Annotated in this window: 12 protein-coding genes; 1 reads left to right on the forward strand and 11 read right to left on the reverse strand. The window is 58.5% G+C overall.

Annotated elements, in window-relative coordinates; translation table 11 throughout:
- Positions 1-42 precede the first annotated feature (42 nt).
- On the forward strand, positions 43-315 hold the full coding sequence (locus AADW57_RS11960) for an oxidative damage protection protein (RefSeq protein WP_341667122.1): 273 nt from the start codon (positions 43-45) through the stop codon (positions 313-315).
- 73 nt (positions 316-388) lie between these two features.
- Here the strand turns inward: AADW57_RS11960 and phoU are convergent, their stop codons facing one another.
- The 11 genes from phoU to AADW57_RS12015 all read right to left on the reverse strand — a co-directional run bounded on the left by phoU (position 389) and on the right by AADW57_RS12015 (position 16,474).
- Complete coding sequence (gene phoU, locus AADW57_RS11965) at positions 389-1,117, reverse strand: phosphate signaling complex protein PhoU (protein WP_341667123.1); 729 nt, start codon at positions 1,115-1,117, stop codon at positions 389-391.
- Positions 1,118-1,206: 89 nt separating this feature from the next.
- Complete coding sequence (gene rpiA, locus AADW57_RS11970) at positions 1,207-1,890, reverse strand: ribose-5-phosphate isomerase RpiA (RefSeq protein ID WP_341667124.1); 684 nt, start codon at positions 1,888-1,890, stop codon at positions 1,207-1,209.
- Positions 1,891-1,986: 96 nt separating this feature from the next.
- Positions 1,987-2,343, reverse strand: a complete 357-nt coding sequence (locus tag AADW57_RS11975; protein WP_341669695.1) for a Spx/MgsR family RNA polymerase-binding regulatory protein — start codon at positions 2,341-2,343, stop codon at positions 1,987-1,989.
- 97 nt (positions 2,344-2,440) lie between these two features.
- On the reverse strand, positions 2,441-2,701 hold the full coding sequence (locus AADW57_RS11980; protein WP_341667125.1) for a PAAR domain-containing protein: 261 nt from the start codon (positions 2,699-2,701) through the stop codon (positions 2,441-2,443).
- Positions 2,702-2,726: 25 nt separating this feature from the next.
- Positions 2,727-4,265: a type VI lipase adapter Tla3 domain-containing protein gene (locus tag AADW57_RS11985; protein WP_341667126.1), complete on the reverse strand. Its 1,539-nt coding sequence runs from the start codon at positions 4,263-4,265 to the stop codon at positions 2,727-2,729.
- A 107-nt stretch (positions 4,266-4,372) separates the two neighbouring features.
- Positions 4,373-6,586: a T6SS effector phospholipase Tle3 domain-containing protein gene (locus AADW57_RS11990; RefSeq protein ID WP_341667127.1), complete on the reverse strand. Its 2,214-nt coding sequence runs from the start codon at positions 6,584-6,586 to the stop codon at positions 4,373-4,375.
- 40 nt (positions 6,587-6,626) lie between these two features.
- Positions 6,627-9,407 (reverse strand): type VI secretion system Vgr family protein, encoded by a 2,781-nt coding sequence (locus tag AADW57_RS11995; RefSeq protein ID WP_341667128.1) that lies wholly within the window; start codon positions 9,405-9,407, stop codon positions 6,627-6,629.
- A gap of 129 nt (positions 9,408-9,536) precedes the next feature.
- Positions 9,537-10,673: a hypothetical protein gene (locus AADW57_RS12000; RefSeq protein WP_341667129.1), complete on the reverse strand. Its 1,137-nt coding sequence runs from the start codon at positions 10,671-10,673 to the stop codon at positions 9,537-9,539.
- 126 nt (positions 10,674-10,799) lie between these two features.
- A complete protein-coding gene (locus tag AADW57_RS12005) occupies positions 10,800-11,936 on the reverse strand; it encodes a hypothetical protein (RefSeq protein ID WP_341667130.1) in 1,137 nt (378 codons plus the stop codon).
- A gap of 16 nt (positions 11,937-11,952) precedes the next feature.
- On the reverse strand, positions 11,953-13,605 hold the full coding sequence (locus tag AADW57_RS12010; protein ID WP_341667131.1) for a hypothetical protein: 1,653 nt from the start codon (positions 13,603-13,605) through the stop codon (positions 11,953-11,955).
- A complete protein-coding gene (locus AADW57_RS12015) occupies positions 13,598-16,474 on the reverse strand; it encodes a type VI secretion system Vgr family protein (RefSeq protein WP_341667132.1) in 2,877 nt (958 codons plus the stop codon). Before AADW57_RS12015 ends, AADW57_RS12010 begins: the two co-directional genes overlap by 8 nt.
- Positions 16,475-16,478: the final 4 nt, after the last annotated feature.

Here is a 16,478-nt window from a genome sequence, read left to right on the forward strand (position 1 = left end):
TACAATGTACCTATCCAAGCATTTGATTGAAAAGGAAAGAACATGGCTCGCATGGTCCAGTGTGTGAAACTCAAGCAAGAAGCCGAAGGGCTGGATTTCCCCCCGTATCCCGGCGAATTGGGCGTGAAGATCTGGCACAACATCTCCAAGCAGGCCTGGGCCAACTGGATGGACGTGCAAACCCGGCTGGTCAACGAAAATCGCCTGAATCTGGCCGATTCACGCGCACGCCAGTACCTGAAGGAACAGATGGAACAATACCTGTTCCAGGACGTCGATGTGGAAGCCCAGGGCTTTGTCGCGCCTAAATCCTGATTAATGCCGTCACCACGCAAAAACACCTGCCGCGGCAGGTGTTTTTGTTGGCAGCAAACAGTCTGTAAAAGACTTATTCCGTGTCTTGCTCTTGCGGCAAAGGCTCGCCGCGCGCGGTGCGCTCGGTGTTCTTGACGCCGGTATGGCGCACATCATCGCCACGCACCATATAGATGACACGTTCGGCCATGTTTTTGGCATGGTCGCCGATACGCTCCAGAGCACGGGCAATGAAGATCAAATCGATGGAATGCGAAATGGTGCGCGGATCTTCAATCATGTAGGTAATGATGTGGCGCAGCGAACCTTTCCACTCGCGATCCACTTCTTTGTCGCTACGCACGATCTGGGCGGCATGCACCGCATCCTGGCGCGCAAAGGCATCCAAGGCATCGTGAATCATGCCGGCCACCGAGGCGCTCATGTGGCGCAATTCAACCACTGGCTCGTAACCCACCGTGCTTTCATGCAGACGACGCGCCATCTTGGCGATGCGCTCGGCCTCGTCGCCGCAACGCTCCATGTCAGTCAACATCTTGGATATCGACAACAGCAAGCGCAGGTCGATGGCGGTCGGCTGATTGCGGGCGATCAGATTGGTGATGCGCTCGTCGATCTCGACTTCCAGACGATTGACTTCCTTTTCACGTTCGCGGACCAGATCGACCAGAGACATGTCTCCGGTCAGCAGAGCATCCGTGGCGCTACGGACCATGGACTCCACAATGCCGCCCATCTGCAAAAATAGCGAACGGGTGGCTTCCAGGTCGGAATGGAACTGCTTATTGGTATGTTCGTTCATAGTGGCCTTCTGTAACGGCGAAGTGGCTTTCGCCAAGCGCTGGGTCAGACACCTAGCTTAAGCACAAATTATGACAGAGACGTTAAGGTTCAGAAACCTGCGCCTGTAAGCACGCGCACCCCCTGCTGCCCGGCCACCAAAGCCACACTGGCCGGCTTCAGGGCGAACAGGCCGCAACAGATCACGCCCGGAATGTTGTTGATGCGCGCTTCCAGCGCCGCCGGATCAGCAATAGACAGACCGGCCACATCCAGTATCAAGCCGCCGTTGTCGGTAACGAATCCGGCACGCTCCACAGGCTGCCCACCCAGTTCGCGCAACTGACGCGCCACCGCGTTCAGGGCCATAGGAATCACCTCGACCGGCAAAGCAAATGCCCCCAGACGCTCGACCAGCTTGGACTCGTCCACGATGCACAAGAACTTGTCGGCCACCGAGGCCACGATTTTCTCGCGCGTCAGCGCGCCGCCGCCGCCTTTAGTCATATTCAGTTGGCCATCGAGCTCATCGGCACCATCGACATACCAGTCCATGCGCTCGATCGTATTCAGATCCTGCACGGCAATGCCCAAAGCCTGCATGCGTTCGGTAGAGCGGTTCGAGCTGGAGGCCGCCGCCTTGAAGCGGTGCTTGTGCGCAGCCAACGCATCAATAAATACATCGACGGTGGAACCTGTGCCTACGCCCAGGATGGCATCGGGCGTCAGCAAAGGCAGGATGTAATCGACGGCAGCCTGAGCCACCTGCTGTTTCAATTCGGACTGTGTATACATGGTTAATCACAAAAAACCGGAAGCCTTGGCCGGGCGGCGCGATGGGAACCGTCCGCGTCCGCGCAGACCTGCACGACCAGGCCGCCAGATCAAAATTCAAAGAAAACGAGCGGCAAATTTGCCTTCGTTGAAACCCACGCTGACCTCGTCTTGTGCCGTCACCAACACGGGCCGACGCACCAATGCCGGAAATTCGGCAATCAAAGCCAGCCACTGCGCATCGCTTTGCGGGTCTTTGCGTTCGTCGGGCAACTGCCGCCAGGTCATGGAGGCTCGATTGACCAGCTTGGGCCAACCACCCAGCTCCTGTGACCAGGCCTGCAAACGGGCCGGCTCTATAGGATGATCGCGGTAATCCACGAAATCCAGCGGCAGGCCGTGCTGCTTGAACCAGGCCTGCGCCTTCTGGCAGGTGCTGCAGTTCTTGAGACCATACAGCGTGGGCATAGCAATACTCCATTGTAATCAGAACTCGTCAATGACGGATTCTAGCGGAATATGCACACGATTTTTTTGGGAAGACTCCAGCGCCGCGATTCAGTCGCGCCCGTCAAATTGTCCCGGAGTGACCGCAAGAGGAAATCAGCCGCGCTCCGCAGGAGGTATGGTGACCGTCAAACGCCAAGGATCGTCCTTTTACTTTAACTCGCTCGTCGCCCTCCACAATAAAGCAGATGCCAGGGCTCGACGTGCAACGACATTGGTCTCCGACCCGGGCGACTGCCTTCCCCAAGACCTGAGACTGCTCATTGCCTGTCAAGACCTGGCAGCCCTTGTCGGTCAGGTCCTCCACTCGAATCACGCCGCGCATAAGCTTGGACTCCTTTTGACTATATTTAACGGAACGGATTGCTGTTGTTCGTCTTGGCCGCCCAGGCGGCTTTGATTTCGTCTTCGGGCGGGCTGACCATGATGAGGGTGGCGGTGCCATCCGGGCGACGGTGTACCGTCGCGCTGACCCCGCCTTGCTGGTAGCTGGCCACCAGCCCCAGTCCGATCTGCACCAGCGGCGAGCTGATGCCAGTATTGCCGATGCGTCGGCCTATGTCGTAGCCTTCTTTTACATGGTTTAGATCCGGCACGTGCGGGCCGATCTGGGCCAGCGCCTGATTCAGGGGGATGACCGAACGCGCATCGCCCGTGGTGTCGTAGAACACCCGCACCGGCGCCTGCCCCGCCGGCAGGGCCGCCAACGCCTGCTCCCAGCCGGCTTTGATCGCGCCCGCCTGATCCGCCTGACGCAACGGCTGGCCGTCTTCTTTACTTAAGGACACTGTCACAGGCCGATGCAGATAGCCCAGCAAGGGTGCCTGGTCGAACTGGCGCACCTGCCAGGTGGTCCAGCGCACGGGGATGTAGGGCGACGGGGTGAACTCCCCTGGGCCGTCGTTGCTCAAGGTCGACCACAAGCGGGGCAGGATGCGGTGCCACCACTCCGAGGACATGTAATCAGCGCTAATGGGCCATTGAGAGCCCAACGCCGCCTCCTGCGCTTTGGAATGCGCATAAAAACTATCCGGTCCTTGATCCCTATCATTTTCCCAGTAGAAGTTCCACAAGCGGGTAATGTCCAGATCCGTGGTGTTGCGATTGACCGGCCCGCTCTGCGCCACGGCATAAGGGCGGATGCGCGCGTCCACGCGATCCGAACGCGCCACCAGTAAAGTGGCGATGCTGTCAGGCATGGGTGGGATGACTTTACCCTCCGATGGCAAACTCGTATGCCCAGGGGTACGCAACAAGGAACGGCGCATGGAGCCGTCCTGACTGACCAACAAGGCTTCAGGCACATCCGGATGCGTATCAAAAAACGCAAACACCCGCTCCAACATCAGCACACCATCCTCGGTGTTGGCATCGTCCTCCCACAGCAGCAAATGCACCCCCAGGCTGGCCCCTTGCCGTAAACCGGCCAGGCGAGAAGAAGGCCGGGTCGCGTCAATATGCTTGGGGGGCTCCCAGATCAGCACTGGCACGGGCCAATGGCTAACGGCGTGTTTTGCGCCCGCTTTGAAACTAGTGTTACTGGACGCTCCCAATTCGGATATGCGTCTGGTATCCGTTGCAAAATAATCATCGATATTTTGCGACATATACGTCGCAAAATTATCGGCCTTCTCCTCGATTTTCTGCCAAATCTCGCGATTGGTGGCATGTTCGGTCACCACCCCCATCCCTCGCACCTCCAGCACATAATCGGCGCCGGTCCGCGCCAGCATGGCGGGCGAGCCATTGAAACCTTGCGGTTCAGTCGGCACGGGCGGCGTAGCCTGCGTCAGGGTAGGCTGGTTTTTTGAACTGAGACCATGCACGCCATAAGTCAACAAACCTAGGGCGGCGATTGCCATGATTCCGTTGCGTATCTGTACTCCCATCTGCGCCCGCTCCTCTTGCCAAAATAGTTCCGTCAATACCCATATCCCGATTGCCCAGACCAGGCACGCCAGGATAAAGAGAGTCACATATCGTCGTAGGCGCGGCGTCATGGCTGCCCACTCCGTGTATGACCGCCTGCTTGCCCTTGCAAGGCCTGCCCATCCGCCGTCAGCTCGCAATCCACCAAGGGCGGCGGCGAAACAGCTACATGGCTCTGGTCAGGAAAAATGCCTTTCCGGTAATACAAAACACACGCTTCGATCAACGCCCGCGTATCAGCCGATAAATTCTTGAAACACGGATTTTTAAGAAAGCCATCCATCTCTTTTTCTCGCCAATCCGCCATCAAATACAACAGTTTCCGCCAGTTTGAATTATCCAGCGTGATCGCCTGACCCACGGCCACGTCCATGGCCGTGACCCAGCGATGGTTCTCGGCGCTGCGCAAAATAGCGGAGTGATAGTTATTCGACTCCAGCTCATCCGGATCCTGCGCCAGCCGCGCACGGGCCTCATTAGGCGTTTCTTCACGCTCTACCGTCCCGCTGCGATCCCAATCCCCAGGCCGTGGCGTAAAGCGCCAGTTGTGCGCCTGGTCGTCCCGGGCCTTGCCTTCGTTGAACGCTGTCTTGTAGGGCGTCAAGTCGAGCGGGAACTCATGAACGGACTGGACAGCCACCCAGTGAAACGAGGCGTATTGATTCCCCAGCGCTACATTCTGGCCCACCTCGTCCAGCCAGAGCTTGCCGGCCACGTCTGCATGGCCGGGGCGCTGCCCGCCGCGCACGGCCTCGCCGCCATGCAGTTCAGGTTCGTGCGGCGGCGTCAGAACCTCGCCATTGATGAGACGTTCGCTGTTCTGCTCGAACGAAGCCTGCAAATACGCGGCCTTGCCACTTTCCACAGCCGTACCCCACACGGTCCCATCCGTATCCGGTCCGGGCTTGCGCCGCTGATGAACCTCGCGCACCCGCATGCGTCCGGCAGACAAACCTACCGCTACCGGATGGAGCTGCCCTGTTTTCGAGTCCCAGCGTCTTAGTCGGGTCCACATGCGCTGAAAAAATCGTTGCTCTTTCAATGCCTCCATAGCATCCAGTGACGGTCCCTTTTCATCCTGCACCGTATCAGGCACCCCAAAAGTGCCGATGCCCTGTATTTTTTTCATGCCGGTGACCGTATCCTCGGGGCAAAAGTACAGATAGACCTTGCCGCGGTTGTCACGCTCTTTGAAGGTAATCCATTCCTGGCCGCTCTTGTCCAGGCGTTCGCCCTGACTCGCACTCCAGCGCGGCCCGGAGCGCCCGCACGACTGCTCCGACGACAGCATCAAATCGGCCAAGGCCGGCACACTATGAGGCTTAGCGGTGACCGCATTGACAATATCCACCAAAGTCTTGAGCTTGCTGCGGCCCGTCAGATGACCATCGCGGTCCGTGGCATGCAAACTGTACGGCGTGTCCACCATGATGATGCAATCAACGCAGCGCTCACCCCAGCTCTTGAGCAGGGCCTGGGCCAACAAGGTAATGATGCTGCCCTGGCTGTGGCCCATGATGGTGATGGTTTCGTTTTGGGGGCTCTGGCCCGAGCGCAGTTCCAGCTTGGCCTGGCGAATCGTCTTGATCAGATGTGCCAGGCGAGTAGCAGCCAGCACAAAATAGCGTCGATCGGGGGCCGTGCCGGCATACACGGCCTTGCCGCCCAAGGCGTTGTGCATAGCAAACTTTTCGATACCCCCAAGCAAAAAACCCGGTTCATACATTTGCGGGATGTTGTTGGTGGCATTGGCAAAAAAACCGCCGCCCTTGGCGAAATTCGCATCCAGCCGATTGCCATGCACATCCTGATACTGGCCGCGCGTCATCAGGCGGCCGTTCTCGTCAGCCTGACGGCTAATGATGCGCCCCGGATTGTCGAGTGTGGCGATGTCCTGGTCAGCCGCCCGCAAACCCCAGTAAAAGGGCAGGAACACACTGGGTCCGTTTTCCCCTGACTCGCGTTGATGGAGATAAGTGTCTGGATCACTAAGGATGTCTTCATCCTTGGCGACTGCACTACGCTCCTGCTCCTGCCTGGCCTGTTGATACTGCCGTCCATACACGCCAGAGCGCATATCCGAGCGCCCCAGACGCTCATTCAGCCCCTGGCACAGGCCCTGTTCGACCGTGCCATAGTTGGCCCCGTTATCGTTCACCCCGTGGATGAAGATGACAATGCCCGGCAAATCCGCCGGGACCTGCACCTGGCGCATGCCGGGGCGGTTCGCCATCGTCAAGGCGCAGGCTCGCGCAATCACGTTGTCTGACATGATGTCCATCCTTCCGACTCCTTCACGCAATGCATGGGCTTATTCCGTACTACTTCATTATTTCGATACGAGCGATGCGCATGACCTCGTCCTGCACCAGAGAGGTTCGACCTTGGTCGTCGGATACTCCCTCCACGACCCGGCCGTCATTCAGACTGATTCGATACGCTTGATTGGCGGCCAGCGCAGGCCGATCAGCACTGTGCTCCGGATAATGCAGTTGAAACTGCTGATCGGTCGGCTTTCGGGAGAAAGCCGACACATCGACCTGATCCTTCGACGGCCCGCCCCATTGATGCGAGGCAGCCAGAAGCTGGATATCGTCTTGCGTGCCCAGCGTGACGCCGTCGCCGATCTTGATATAGCTGCCGTCGGCCGCAACCAGCCGTATGACCGGCGCGGTGATCAGTACTTCGTTTTCGGTGCTGGTCAGCGTCATGCCTTTTTGTGCATTGGCTGTCAGTGCGTCGTCCTGGGCTTGCAGCAGCACTGGGCCTTCACCGGCCACCGCCTGCACCCCTGTGCCGCGCGTAAACAACTGCATGCCTTGCCCCGATGTGACATTGAAACGCTGGCCACTCATCAGTTGCAGGTGCTGCTGCGCCACCTGGTCGATGTTCTCGCCGGCAAAGGTCAGATGCGTCTTGGGCGTCAGGCTGACTGTACCCGCCTGCGCGCCAAAGGCCATCAAGGCCTGGGAAGCCGCGGACACAGTCTTATCCGACGAGGCCTGTTCTGTCGATGTCCAGGTACGCAGCACATCGGACACATTCTGCTGCCCTTGCGTATCGGCTGCCTGCCCACCATGCTCTCCGGCATAGGAGCCCAAGGCGTGGAACAGATCCTGACACTGCTCCAGCAGACCCAGCAATTCTTCTCGGTCCAATTGCCCGCCCTGGGCCTGGCTGCGCGCATACGTGGTCAACAACATGCCCTGCGCCGCGCGCAAGGCCATCGCCGCGTCTGTGCGCAACTCGGCCCCCACGCCACGCTCCTGCCCTTTGCCTTGCTGGCGCGGTTGCGTCAGAAATCCTAAGTTAAGCTGGGAGTGGGCCTGTTCGCTGGCTAGCTGCGTGCTGATCTCTCCCGGCGTATCGTCAAATCGAAGCTGGTTGTACGCGGAGCCCTTGATTTCCTGGGTCTTGATACCCGAGAGATAGCGGTTCCCAGGCAGATTTCCGGTGTGGCTGAAGGTGGTGGGCGGATGCGCGCCATTGCTCAATACGCCCAAAATCACTAGGCGGTCCGGGTCACCTGCCAGGCATCCCAGCAAAACCTCCATGCCGATCCGAGGCAGAAATACGCCGCCAAAGCCATTGCCGGCCAGGCAAGACGACACGCGCAGCGGCGCACTGTCGCGGGCCGATCCGCTGACGCCAGCCCCTTGCGCGTGCGCATGATCAGAAGGGTCTAAGCCATGGATGCGCACCCGCACACGGCCTTGATCGTCGCAAAAAACCTCGTCGTCCTCGGGGCCGACAATGGTGCCTGTCAATAAATGGACCGCTGGCAAGTCTTTGCGAGGGTCGTAGGGGGGTGTCAGGGGAGCGCCCCGGCGCACGCAAGAAAAGCGGTTCTGATAGCGCGTCGGCTCTTGCGGGTAGGCCACGGGGACCCCCCCTCCCCCATCCACAGCAAGGCTTGTTTGGCTGGGCAGCAGTGCCAAGGCGCGCTCGTTCAACTCCTTGGGCAGGTTGTTCCAGATCGAATGATCGATCGAGGTGATCACGAACTGACGCTGCTCGGATGGCAGTTGGCTCCACATAGCCCCGTCATCGAGCAAAATCCAGGACCCGACGGCCAGATCGCGCACGGCACTGATGCCGTCATGACGCTGCGCCTGCCCCTGATGCGCCAGAGCCCGGGCCAGAGTAAGCCTGTCGTGGTCGTCCCAAGAGTCGCCCGTATGTGGAATGTCGATCGCCGTATCGGTCAATAAGCGAGCCAGATCGTTGCCATGGGTTCCCTGCTCCTGTGCAGCCGGAACAACTGACTCGTCCATGCGCGCCTTTTTATAGTCCCAGGACGGGCGGCTGACCGCGCCCGGTGCCAGGCTTTGATGCAAGGCGAAGTGGGTAATAGCGTCACGTTCTTCTACCGCTGCATTGCGTGAATGCAGACGCACCGTACCGGCCGGCCCCAGAGGCAGGCTCATGGGATCGTCACAACACACTAATGTATGAACCGGCGCATCGTCACCCTGGCGGTTCTGGGCCTGTGCCGACCCATGGCGCATGAATACCGTGATGCCTTCACGGCGCAGCAAGCGCCGCACGAAAGCAGCATCCGATTCGTTGACCTGACGGGTCAGTTCGCGGACGGGATACCGCTCGGCACGCAAACCGCTGATATCGAACTCAAAGGCTGCCGCCAGCGTGGCGCTGCGCTGACGCCATTCCGTCAGCAGAATGGTCAGAATATCCACAACGCCTAGTTGCCGAAAGACGCGTGAATTGATGCGCTTGTCCATCAAGGACAAGGCATCGCAGATGCGCAGGCGGTAGACACATAGCTCCCCATCGCTCTGTCCGATGCTCACGTCCTGCACGATAGCACTGATGGCATGCTCACGCCCTTGATCAGTGAGCAGTCGGACCGAGACGGGCACGCCCAAAAAAAGGTGCGGCGACAGATCGCGGCGGGCAGACAGGCACGTTAATTCGCCCTGGATGCCGGTCATCAAGCTTTCGTGAATGCGTGCATGCTGCACGGCCAGAAAGCGTCCCAGCACATCCTGCGCCGGTCCGAAAAACAAGGTCACGGGACGCCGTTCCCACTGCAGGGCACCCTGTGCAAAACGATCGATGGTTTCCAAGAACGACACTGGCATTACCTCTTTATCGGATCGGCATAATTCAAAAAAAGACTCAAGCTAAAGCTACCCTGACTGACACAATGTTCTTGGCTGTAGTCTGGCTCGACAAAAAAGAAGCGGTGAGGAGTGCAGGGGCCATGTGACTCAACACCTTGGACTGTCTTGATGGCTGTCCCACTGCCAGATCACTGAACCGTAGTGGTTACCGGGAATGTCGGGCATGACATCGCCTTCGTCATAGCGAGTTCGGCTGTTGTTCTTAGCAGGAGTGAACCACCAGCCCGATCGAGGGCACGGCTGTCCAGCGAGGGTGGACGGGGGATGGACTGATGCGTTAACGACGCTGCTAGCCTGCGTGTATGTGCCATCGTGTTCTTCGAATTCGCCTTCGATCAGCTCGACGAAATACCAGGAGCAAGGCTGCTCCTCTATGCTGAGACGGGATACCGCTAGTGGCACGGTGCTGAAATCAGGTAAGTTAGATCGAACCTGAAATAGGTCGTCTTTTTGTATGCCCAGATGCAGGTGTTCAAGCGCGAACGCGAACAAGCCCTGCCCGTCATCCCACAGGCCATGCCGCCCAACCGCCTGTAACGCTTGGTGGCCAAATTCGTTCAAGGTACATACTGGCCCCAGTTCTCCATACCCCCCTGTCCAGGCAAATTGCAAGGCACCATAAGGGTCGGTCTGCGGGACGTACAGGCCGGTTCTTGGCGGAACAGAACCACTGTGGCCCTCAATGTCGGTGCGTATCTTGAACCGAGGCAGTCTGGGAAACAAATGTTTGTATTCGTTCCATAAGTTCCAATACGAGAAATCGTTTCGCGTGGGAAAACGCCGCAAGATACCGTCGGCATTATCCGCATAAGAATAAATACAAGCGAACTTCTCCTGGAAGGTGTCTTCTTGTTCGCGGGTGGCCCAGAGCATGGAATGTCCGTATTCACTCAACATGCGAGCGCATTGATAAGCAGCGGTGCTGCTATAAATATCAACCGACCTTTTAGCAATCTGGCGCTGAATACTCTGCTGAAAATCAAGCAGCGCCGGGAAGGCATAGGTGCTGAAATGGGCGCTGGTACTTGTGGGGGACCAACGCAGATCGGCCAGGCCGATGGCGTCGAATGGAGCGCGCTGGCTGAGCACCGCGTCGGTCCAGAGGATGAGTTCATCGACCAAGGGCTTGAGGCCTTGCAGATACTCCAGCGAGGCAAAATGGTTGATCAACGTGGCCTGGCGCTTGTGCCAAGCATGCAATTCGGTGGTGGTGTCGGCCGTCATGAGCAGTCTCGCAGGTCTATTGTCTGAGTTCACTGAGCTGGCCCGGCAGCGCGGGCAAGTCCAGCTTGTTGGCTGTAGCCCGGCTCCACAAAAAAGCAGCGGTGGGGGGTGCAGGGGCCATGTGACTCAACACCTTGGACTGTCTTGATGACTGTCCCACTGCCAGATCACTGAACCGTAGTGGTTACCGGGCATGTCGGGCATGACATCGCCCTCGTCAAAGCGAGTTCGGCTGTTGTTCTTGGCGGGAGTGAACCACCAGCCCGATCGTGGGCACGGCTGCCCGGCGAGGGTGGACGGGGGATGGACTGATGCGTTAACGCTGCTACTAGCCTGCGTGTACGTGCCATCGTGTTCTTCGAATTCGCCTTCGATCAGCTCGACGAAATACCATTTGCAAGGGTGTTCATCAAACGTATGTATGGCGACGACCGGCGGAGCAAGGTGTCGCCTTGGCTCATGCGATATGGACGAAAAAAGATCATCTGTTTGTATGCCTTGATCTTGGTGTTTGAGTGCAAAAGCAAATAAACCCTCTTGATCGTCCCACAAGCCGTCCCGTCCGACAGCGCGCAAGGCTTTCCTGCCCAAATCGTTCAGAGTGCGTACCGGACCTAGCTCTCCGTATCCGCCTGTCCAGGCGAATTGCAGGGCGCCATAGGGATCTGTCTGGGGCACATAAAGGCCGGTTCTAGGTGGTGGGGAGCCGCTTTCGCCCCCGATATCGGTGCGTATGCGAAATCTTGGTAGTTGGGGGAAAAAATGTTTATATTTGTTCCAAATGACCCAATAAACAAAATCGTCGCATATCGGAGGGCGCCGCAAGATGCCGTCGATCTTATCCGCATAAGAATAAATACGAGCGAACTTCTCCTGGAAGGCGTCTTCTTGCTCGCGGGTGGCCCAGAGCATGGAATGCCCGTATTCGCTTAACATGCGAGCGCATTGATAAGCAGCGGTGCTGCTATAAATATCAACCGACCTTTTAGCAATCTGGCGCTGAATACTCTGCTGAAAATCAAGCAGCGCGGGGAAGGCATAGGTGCTGAAATGGGCGCTGGTACTTGTGGGGGACCAACGCAGATCGGCCAGGCCGATGGCATCGAACGGGGCGCGCTGGCTGAGCACCGCGTCAGTCCAGAGGATGAGTTCATCGACCAAGGGCTTGAGGCCTTGCAGATACTCCAGCGAGGCAAAATGGTTTATCAACGTGGCCTGGCGCTTGTGCCAAGCATGCAATTCGGTGGTGGTGTCGGCCGTCATGAGCAGTCTCGCAGGTCTATTGTCTGAGTTCACTGAGCTGGCCCGGCAGCGCGGGCAGGCCCAGCTTGGCGTCGATCATCTGGGCATCGAAATCGGTGTAGCCCCAGCCCGTGTCGAAGGGGCCGCTGATATTGGGATGTGTGATTTCTTCGCGCAAAGGCTCGTACTGAGATTGTTCTTGTGCGGGCAGGCGCTTGTATTGGGCATAGTCCATATCAGTGCGCGTCATTTCGCCTGTGCGGTAGTCTTTGCGATAGAAAACCGACCGGTCGGTATGGCGCACCGCCTGTCCGCCTACAGTGTTGACGGCGTTGCCGGCAGCATCGTACACCTGGGCGGCATCGAACTTGATCTGCTCCCAGCCGCCTTCCAGATAGTGATTAGGCAGAGCATCTTCTTTAATTTGAGCGGCTGCCGGCCCCCGGTAGACTTTCAGGGTCTGGCCGGGCGGAATATCGTAAGTAACGAATTGGCCATCGGCATTCCAGTCGGGCCAGACGGCCAGGTGTTTGCGCCAGGCCGCCTTGGGGTCCGGACTGCTCATGATTTGCTGCCAGACTTCTTCGGTCACCCAGTCCATGCTGGCGGCTTGGTTGCCTGGCGAAACCACGCGGTACAGGCGCATCGGGCCGCGCAGCTCGGCCTTGGTCATGCCTTGGGCGAAACTGGCGATCTCATGATCTTTCAACAGGGGAAAGCCTTCTTTAGCATTTTCAGTAATCTGTGTAAATCGCTGTGCAGGTACTAAAGGCTTATATCTTTCCGGTTCCCCCCGACTCAACCAGGCCGGTGGCGGCTGTGTATCCCACATCAGCGTCACCGCTCGCGCTTCGGGCAAGCCACCGCGAAAGTGCACATTACCGATATCAACAATACCGTGATGCTGCAGAATCTGCTCCAGTTGCAGACGCTGGATAATCGCGTCCATAATGTTGCGCAAAGGAGCCAGCGTACGATCCAGATGGGTGGTAGCCAGAACCCGCACTTTATGTACCATCGCCACCGTGGCTTGGGCTTGTTCGCCCACAACGGGAAGGTAGCGCACCATGTCGGCCAAGTTCTGTAACAGTGCAATGCCTCTGTCAAAAGCCTGCATCAATGTCGATACGCTGATGCGGTTGCGTATTTGCGTGGCTTGCTGCGCCAGCTCGCCAAAGACATTGTCCCAACCCAATAGTGTGCGCCAGTATTTTTGTACTTCGCGCTTGCGCAGCAAGGTAATAACCCAGGTCATGGCCTCGTCCACGGCCTTGCCTAACTGATTGGGCGCTGCCCGCCGTATGGCGACGAAAAAAATCTTCAACACGCCTTTGATGAGCGACCCCACCATGGGAATCAGGCCAATCAGGGTCATGCCCAGGAAGATCCAGCCGTCTATGTCGTCGGGGTCTTCATTGATTTTTTTGCAGTTCGCGACCAGATCGCGCGCATCGCAGACCTGGTCTACGCCGGGCACCATGGAAATAGCGGTATCAAAAACAATCTGCCCGGTACTGCGTTCGTCGTTGAAGTCGCCTTGAATGGCACCCCATAACCATTCGAGCACGTCGCCGGTGCCGTCGCTCAGGTTTTCGTATTGCTCGGTGACGAATGCCAGGGCGCGTCGCAATTGCCCTACGGAGACCAGCTCTGCGCTGTTGGGATTGTGAGAGGGCGATAGATCATCCATGACGTCGGCCTTTTAACGACGTGGGACCGTTCGAAGCGGCCATCAATAGTTTTTCTAGCGGATCAAACTTATGTTCGGCTTGGGCGGGACGGGCTTTATAAATGATGCGACGTACTGGCTTGCGTTTGTCCAGCTCGTGGTAGGCGCGGCCGTGCTCATCGAGCGCGCCGCTGATGGTCTGACCATCTTCGAAGTGGATCTCGTATTCCGCCTTGTCCATGTTGTCGCCGGTTTCTGCGTCCAGGTAATGCAGGCCGATCCAATGTTTGAAGCGGATCTTGCTGGTGGGCATGCGGGGCACCTGGGCTTGATCGCTCGACGGCCCGCCCCATTGATGAGCGGCGGACAAGAGTTGAATGTCCTTTTGAGTACCCACGGTGACGCCGCCGCCGATCTTGATATAACTGCCGTCGGCCGCGACCAACCGGATGACCGGCGCGGTGATCAGTACTTCGTTTTCGTTGCTGGTCAGGGTCATGCCTTTTTGCGCATTGGCGGTCAGTGCGTCATCCTGGGCTTGCAGCAGCACTGGACCTTCACCGGCCACCGCCTGCACCCCTGTGCCGCGTGCAAACAGCTGTATCCCCTGTCCCGCCGTGACATTGAAGCGCTGACCGCTCATCAATTGCAGGTGCTGCTGCGCCACCTGGTCGATGTTCTCGCCGGCAAAGGTCAGATGCGTTTTGGGTGTCAGGCTGATGGTTCCGGCCTGTGCGCCTAGGGCTAGCAGCGCCTGGGCGTCGGCCCTCGCATCGCTTGATGATGCTGCAGGCGGGGTTGCAGACCAATTGCGCATGGCATCGGATACATTCTGCTGCCCTTGCGTATCGGCTGCCTGCCCACCATGCTCTCCGGCATAAGAACCCAAGGCCTGAAACAGATCCTGACACTGCTCCAGCAGACCCAGCAATTCTTCTCGGTCCAATTGCCCGCCCTGGGCCTGACTGCGCGCATACGTGGTCAACAATATGCCCTGCGCCGCGCGCAAGGCCATCGCCGCGTCTGTGCGCAACTCGGCCCCCACGCCGCGCTCCTGCCCTTTGCCTTGCTGGCGCGGTTGCGTCAGAAATCCTAAGTTAAGCTGGGAGTGAGCCTGTTCGCTGGCTAGCTGCGTGCTGATCTCTCCCGGCGTATCGTCAAATCGAAGCTGGTTATACGCCGAACCCTTGATTTCCTGAGTCTTGATACCCGAGAGATAGCGGTTCCCAGGCAGATTTCCGGTATGACTGAAGGTGGTGGGCGGATGAACACCGTTGCTGAGCACGCCCAGGATGACCAGCCGATCTGGATCGCCTCCCAGACAATCCAGTAAGACCTCCATGCCGATCCGGGGCAGAAACAGGCCGCCAAAGCCATTACCGGCCAGGCAAGACGACACACGCAGCGGCGCACTGTCGCGGGCCGATCCGCTGACGCCAGCCCCTTGCGCGTGCGCATGGTCCGCCGCATCCAGGCCATGGATGCGCACCCGCACACGGCCTTGATCGTCGCAAAAAACCTCGTCGTCCTCGGGGCCGACAATGGTGCCTGTCAATAAATGGACCGCTGGCAAGTCTTTGCGAGGGTCGTAGGGGGGTGTCAGGGGAGCGCCCCGGCGCACGCAAGAAAAGCGGTTCTGATAGCGCGTCGGCTCTTGCGGGCAGGCCACGGGGACACCCCCACCCCCATCCGCAGTAAGGCTTGTTTGGCTGGGCAGCAGTGCCAAGGCGCGCTCGTTCAACTCCTTGGGCAGGTTGTTCCAGATCGTGTGTTCGATCGAGGTGATCATGAATTGGCGCTGTTCAGCCGGCAACTGGCTCCAGACCGCTCCATCATCCAAGAGAATCCAGGCCCCGACGGCCAGATCGCGCACGGCACTGATGCCGTCATAGCACTGTGCCTGGGCCTGATGCGCCAAGACCCTGGCTACCGTAAGCCGGTCATGGTCATTCCATGAGTCGCCTACGTGGGGAATGTCGATGGCTACGTCGGTTAGCAGTTGGGCAAGATCATTGCCATGTGCTCCCTGTTCCAGGTTAACCGGAACAAAAGACTCATCCATGCGGGCTTTTTTATAGTCCCAGGACGGTCGGCCGGCCGCGCCCGGCACTAAGTGTTGATGCAAAGCGAAGTGAGTAATGGCATCACGCTCTTCTACCGCTGCATTGCGTGAATGCAGGCGTACCGTCCCTGCCGGTGCCTGGGGCAGGCACATGGGATCGTCGCAACATACCAGCGTGTGCACCGGCGTATCGTCTTCCCGTGGGCTTCCGGTCTGGGCCTGCCCAGGACGAACGAACGCGGTGATGCCGTCACGCCGCAACAGACGCCGCACGAAAGCAGCATCCGATTCGTTGACCTGACGGGTCAGTTCCCGTGCAGGGTAGCGTTCCGCGTGCAAGCCGCTGATATCGAACTCAAAGGCCGCCGCCAGCGTTGCGCTGCGTTGACGCCATTCCGTCAGCAGAATGGTCAGAATATCCACAACGCCTAGTTGCCGAAAGACGCGTGAATTGATGCGCTTGTCCATCAAGGACAAGGCATCGCAGATGCGCAGGCGGTAGACACATAGCTCCCCATCGCTCTGTCCGATGCTCACGTCCTGCACGATAGCGCTGATGGCATGCTCACGCCCTTGATCCGTGACCAGTCGGACCGAGACGGGTACGCCCAAAAAAAGGCGCGGCGACAGATCGCGGCGGGCAGACAGGCACGTCAATTCGCCCTGGATGCCGGTCATCAAGCTTTCGTGAATGCGTGCATGCTGCACGGCCAGAAAGCGTCCCAGCACATCCTGCGCCGGTCCGAAGGACAGTGTGACGGGACGCCGTTCCCACTGCAGGGCCCCTTGGATGAAATGATCGATGGTTTCCAAGAACGACACTGCCATTGCC

The sequence above is a fragment of the Alcaligenes sp. SDU_A2 genome, from assembly GCF_038237375.1.
In the GTDB taxonomy this organism is placed as follows: Bacteria; Pseudomonadota; Gammaproteobacteria; order Burkholderiales; family Burkholderiaceae_B; genus Alcaligenes.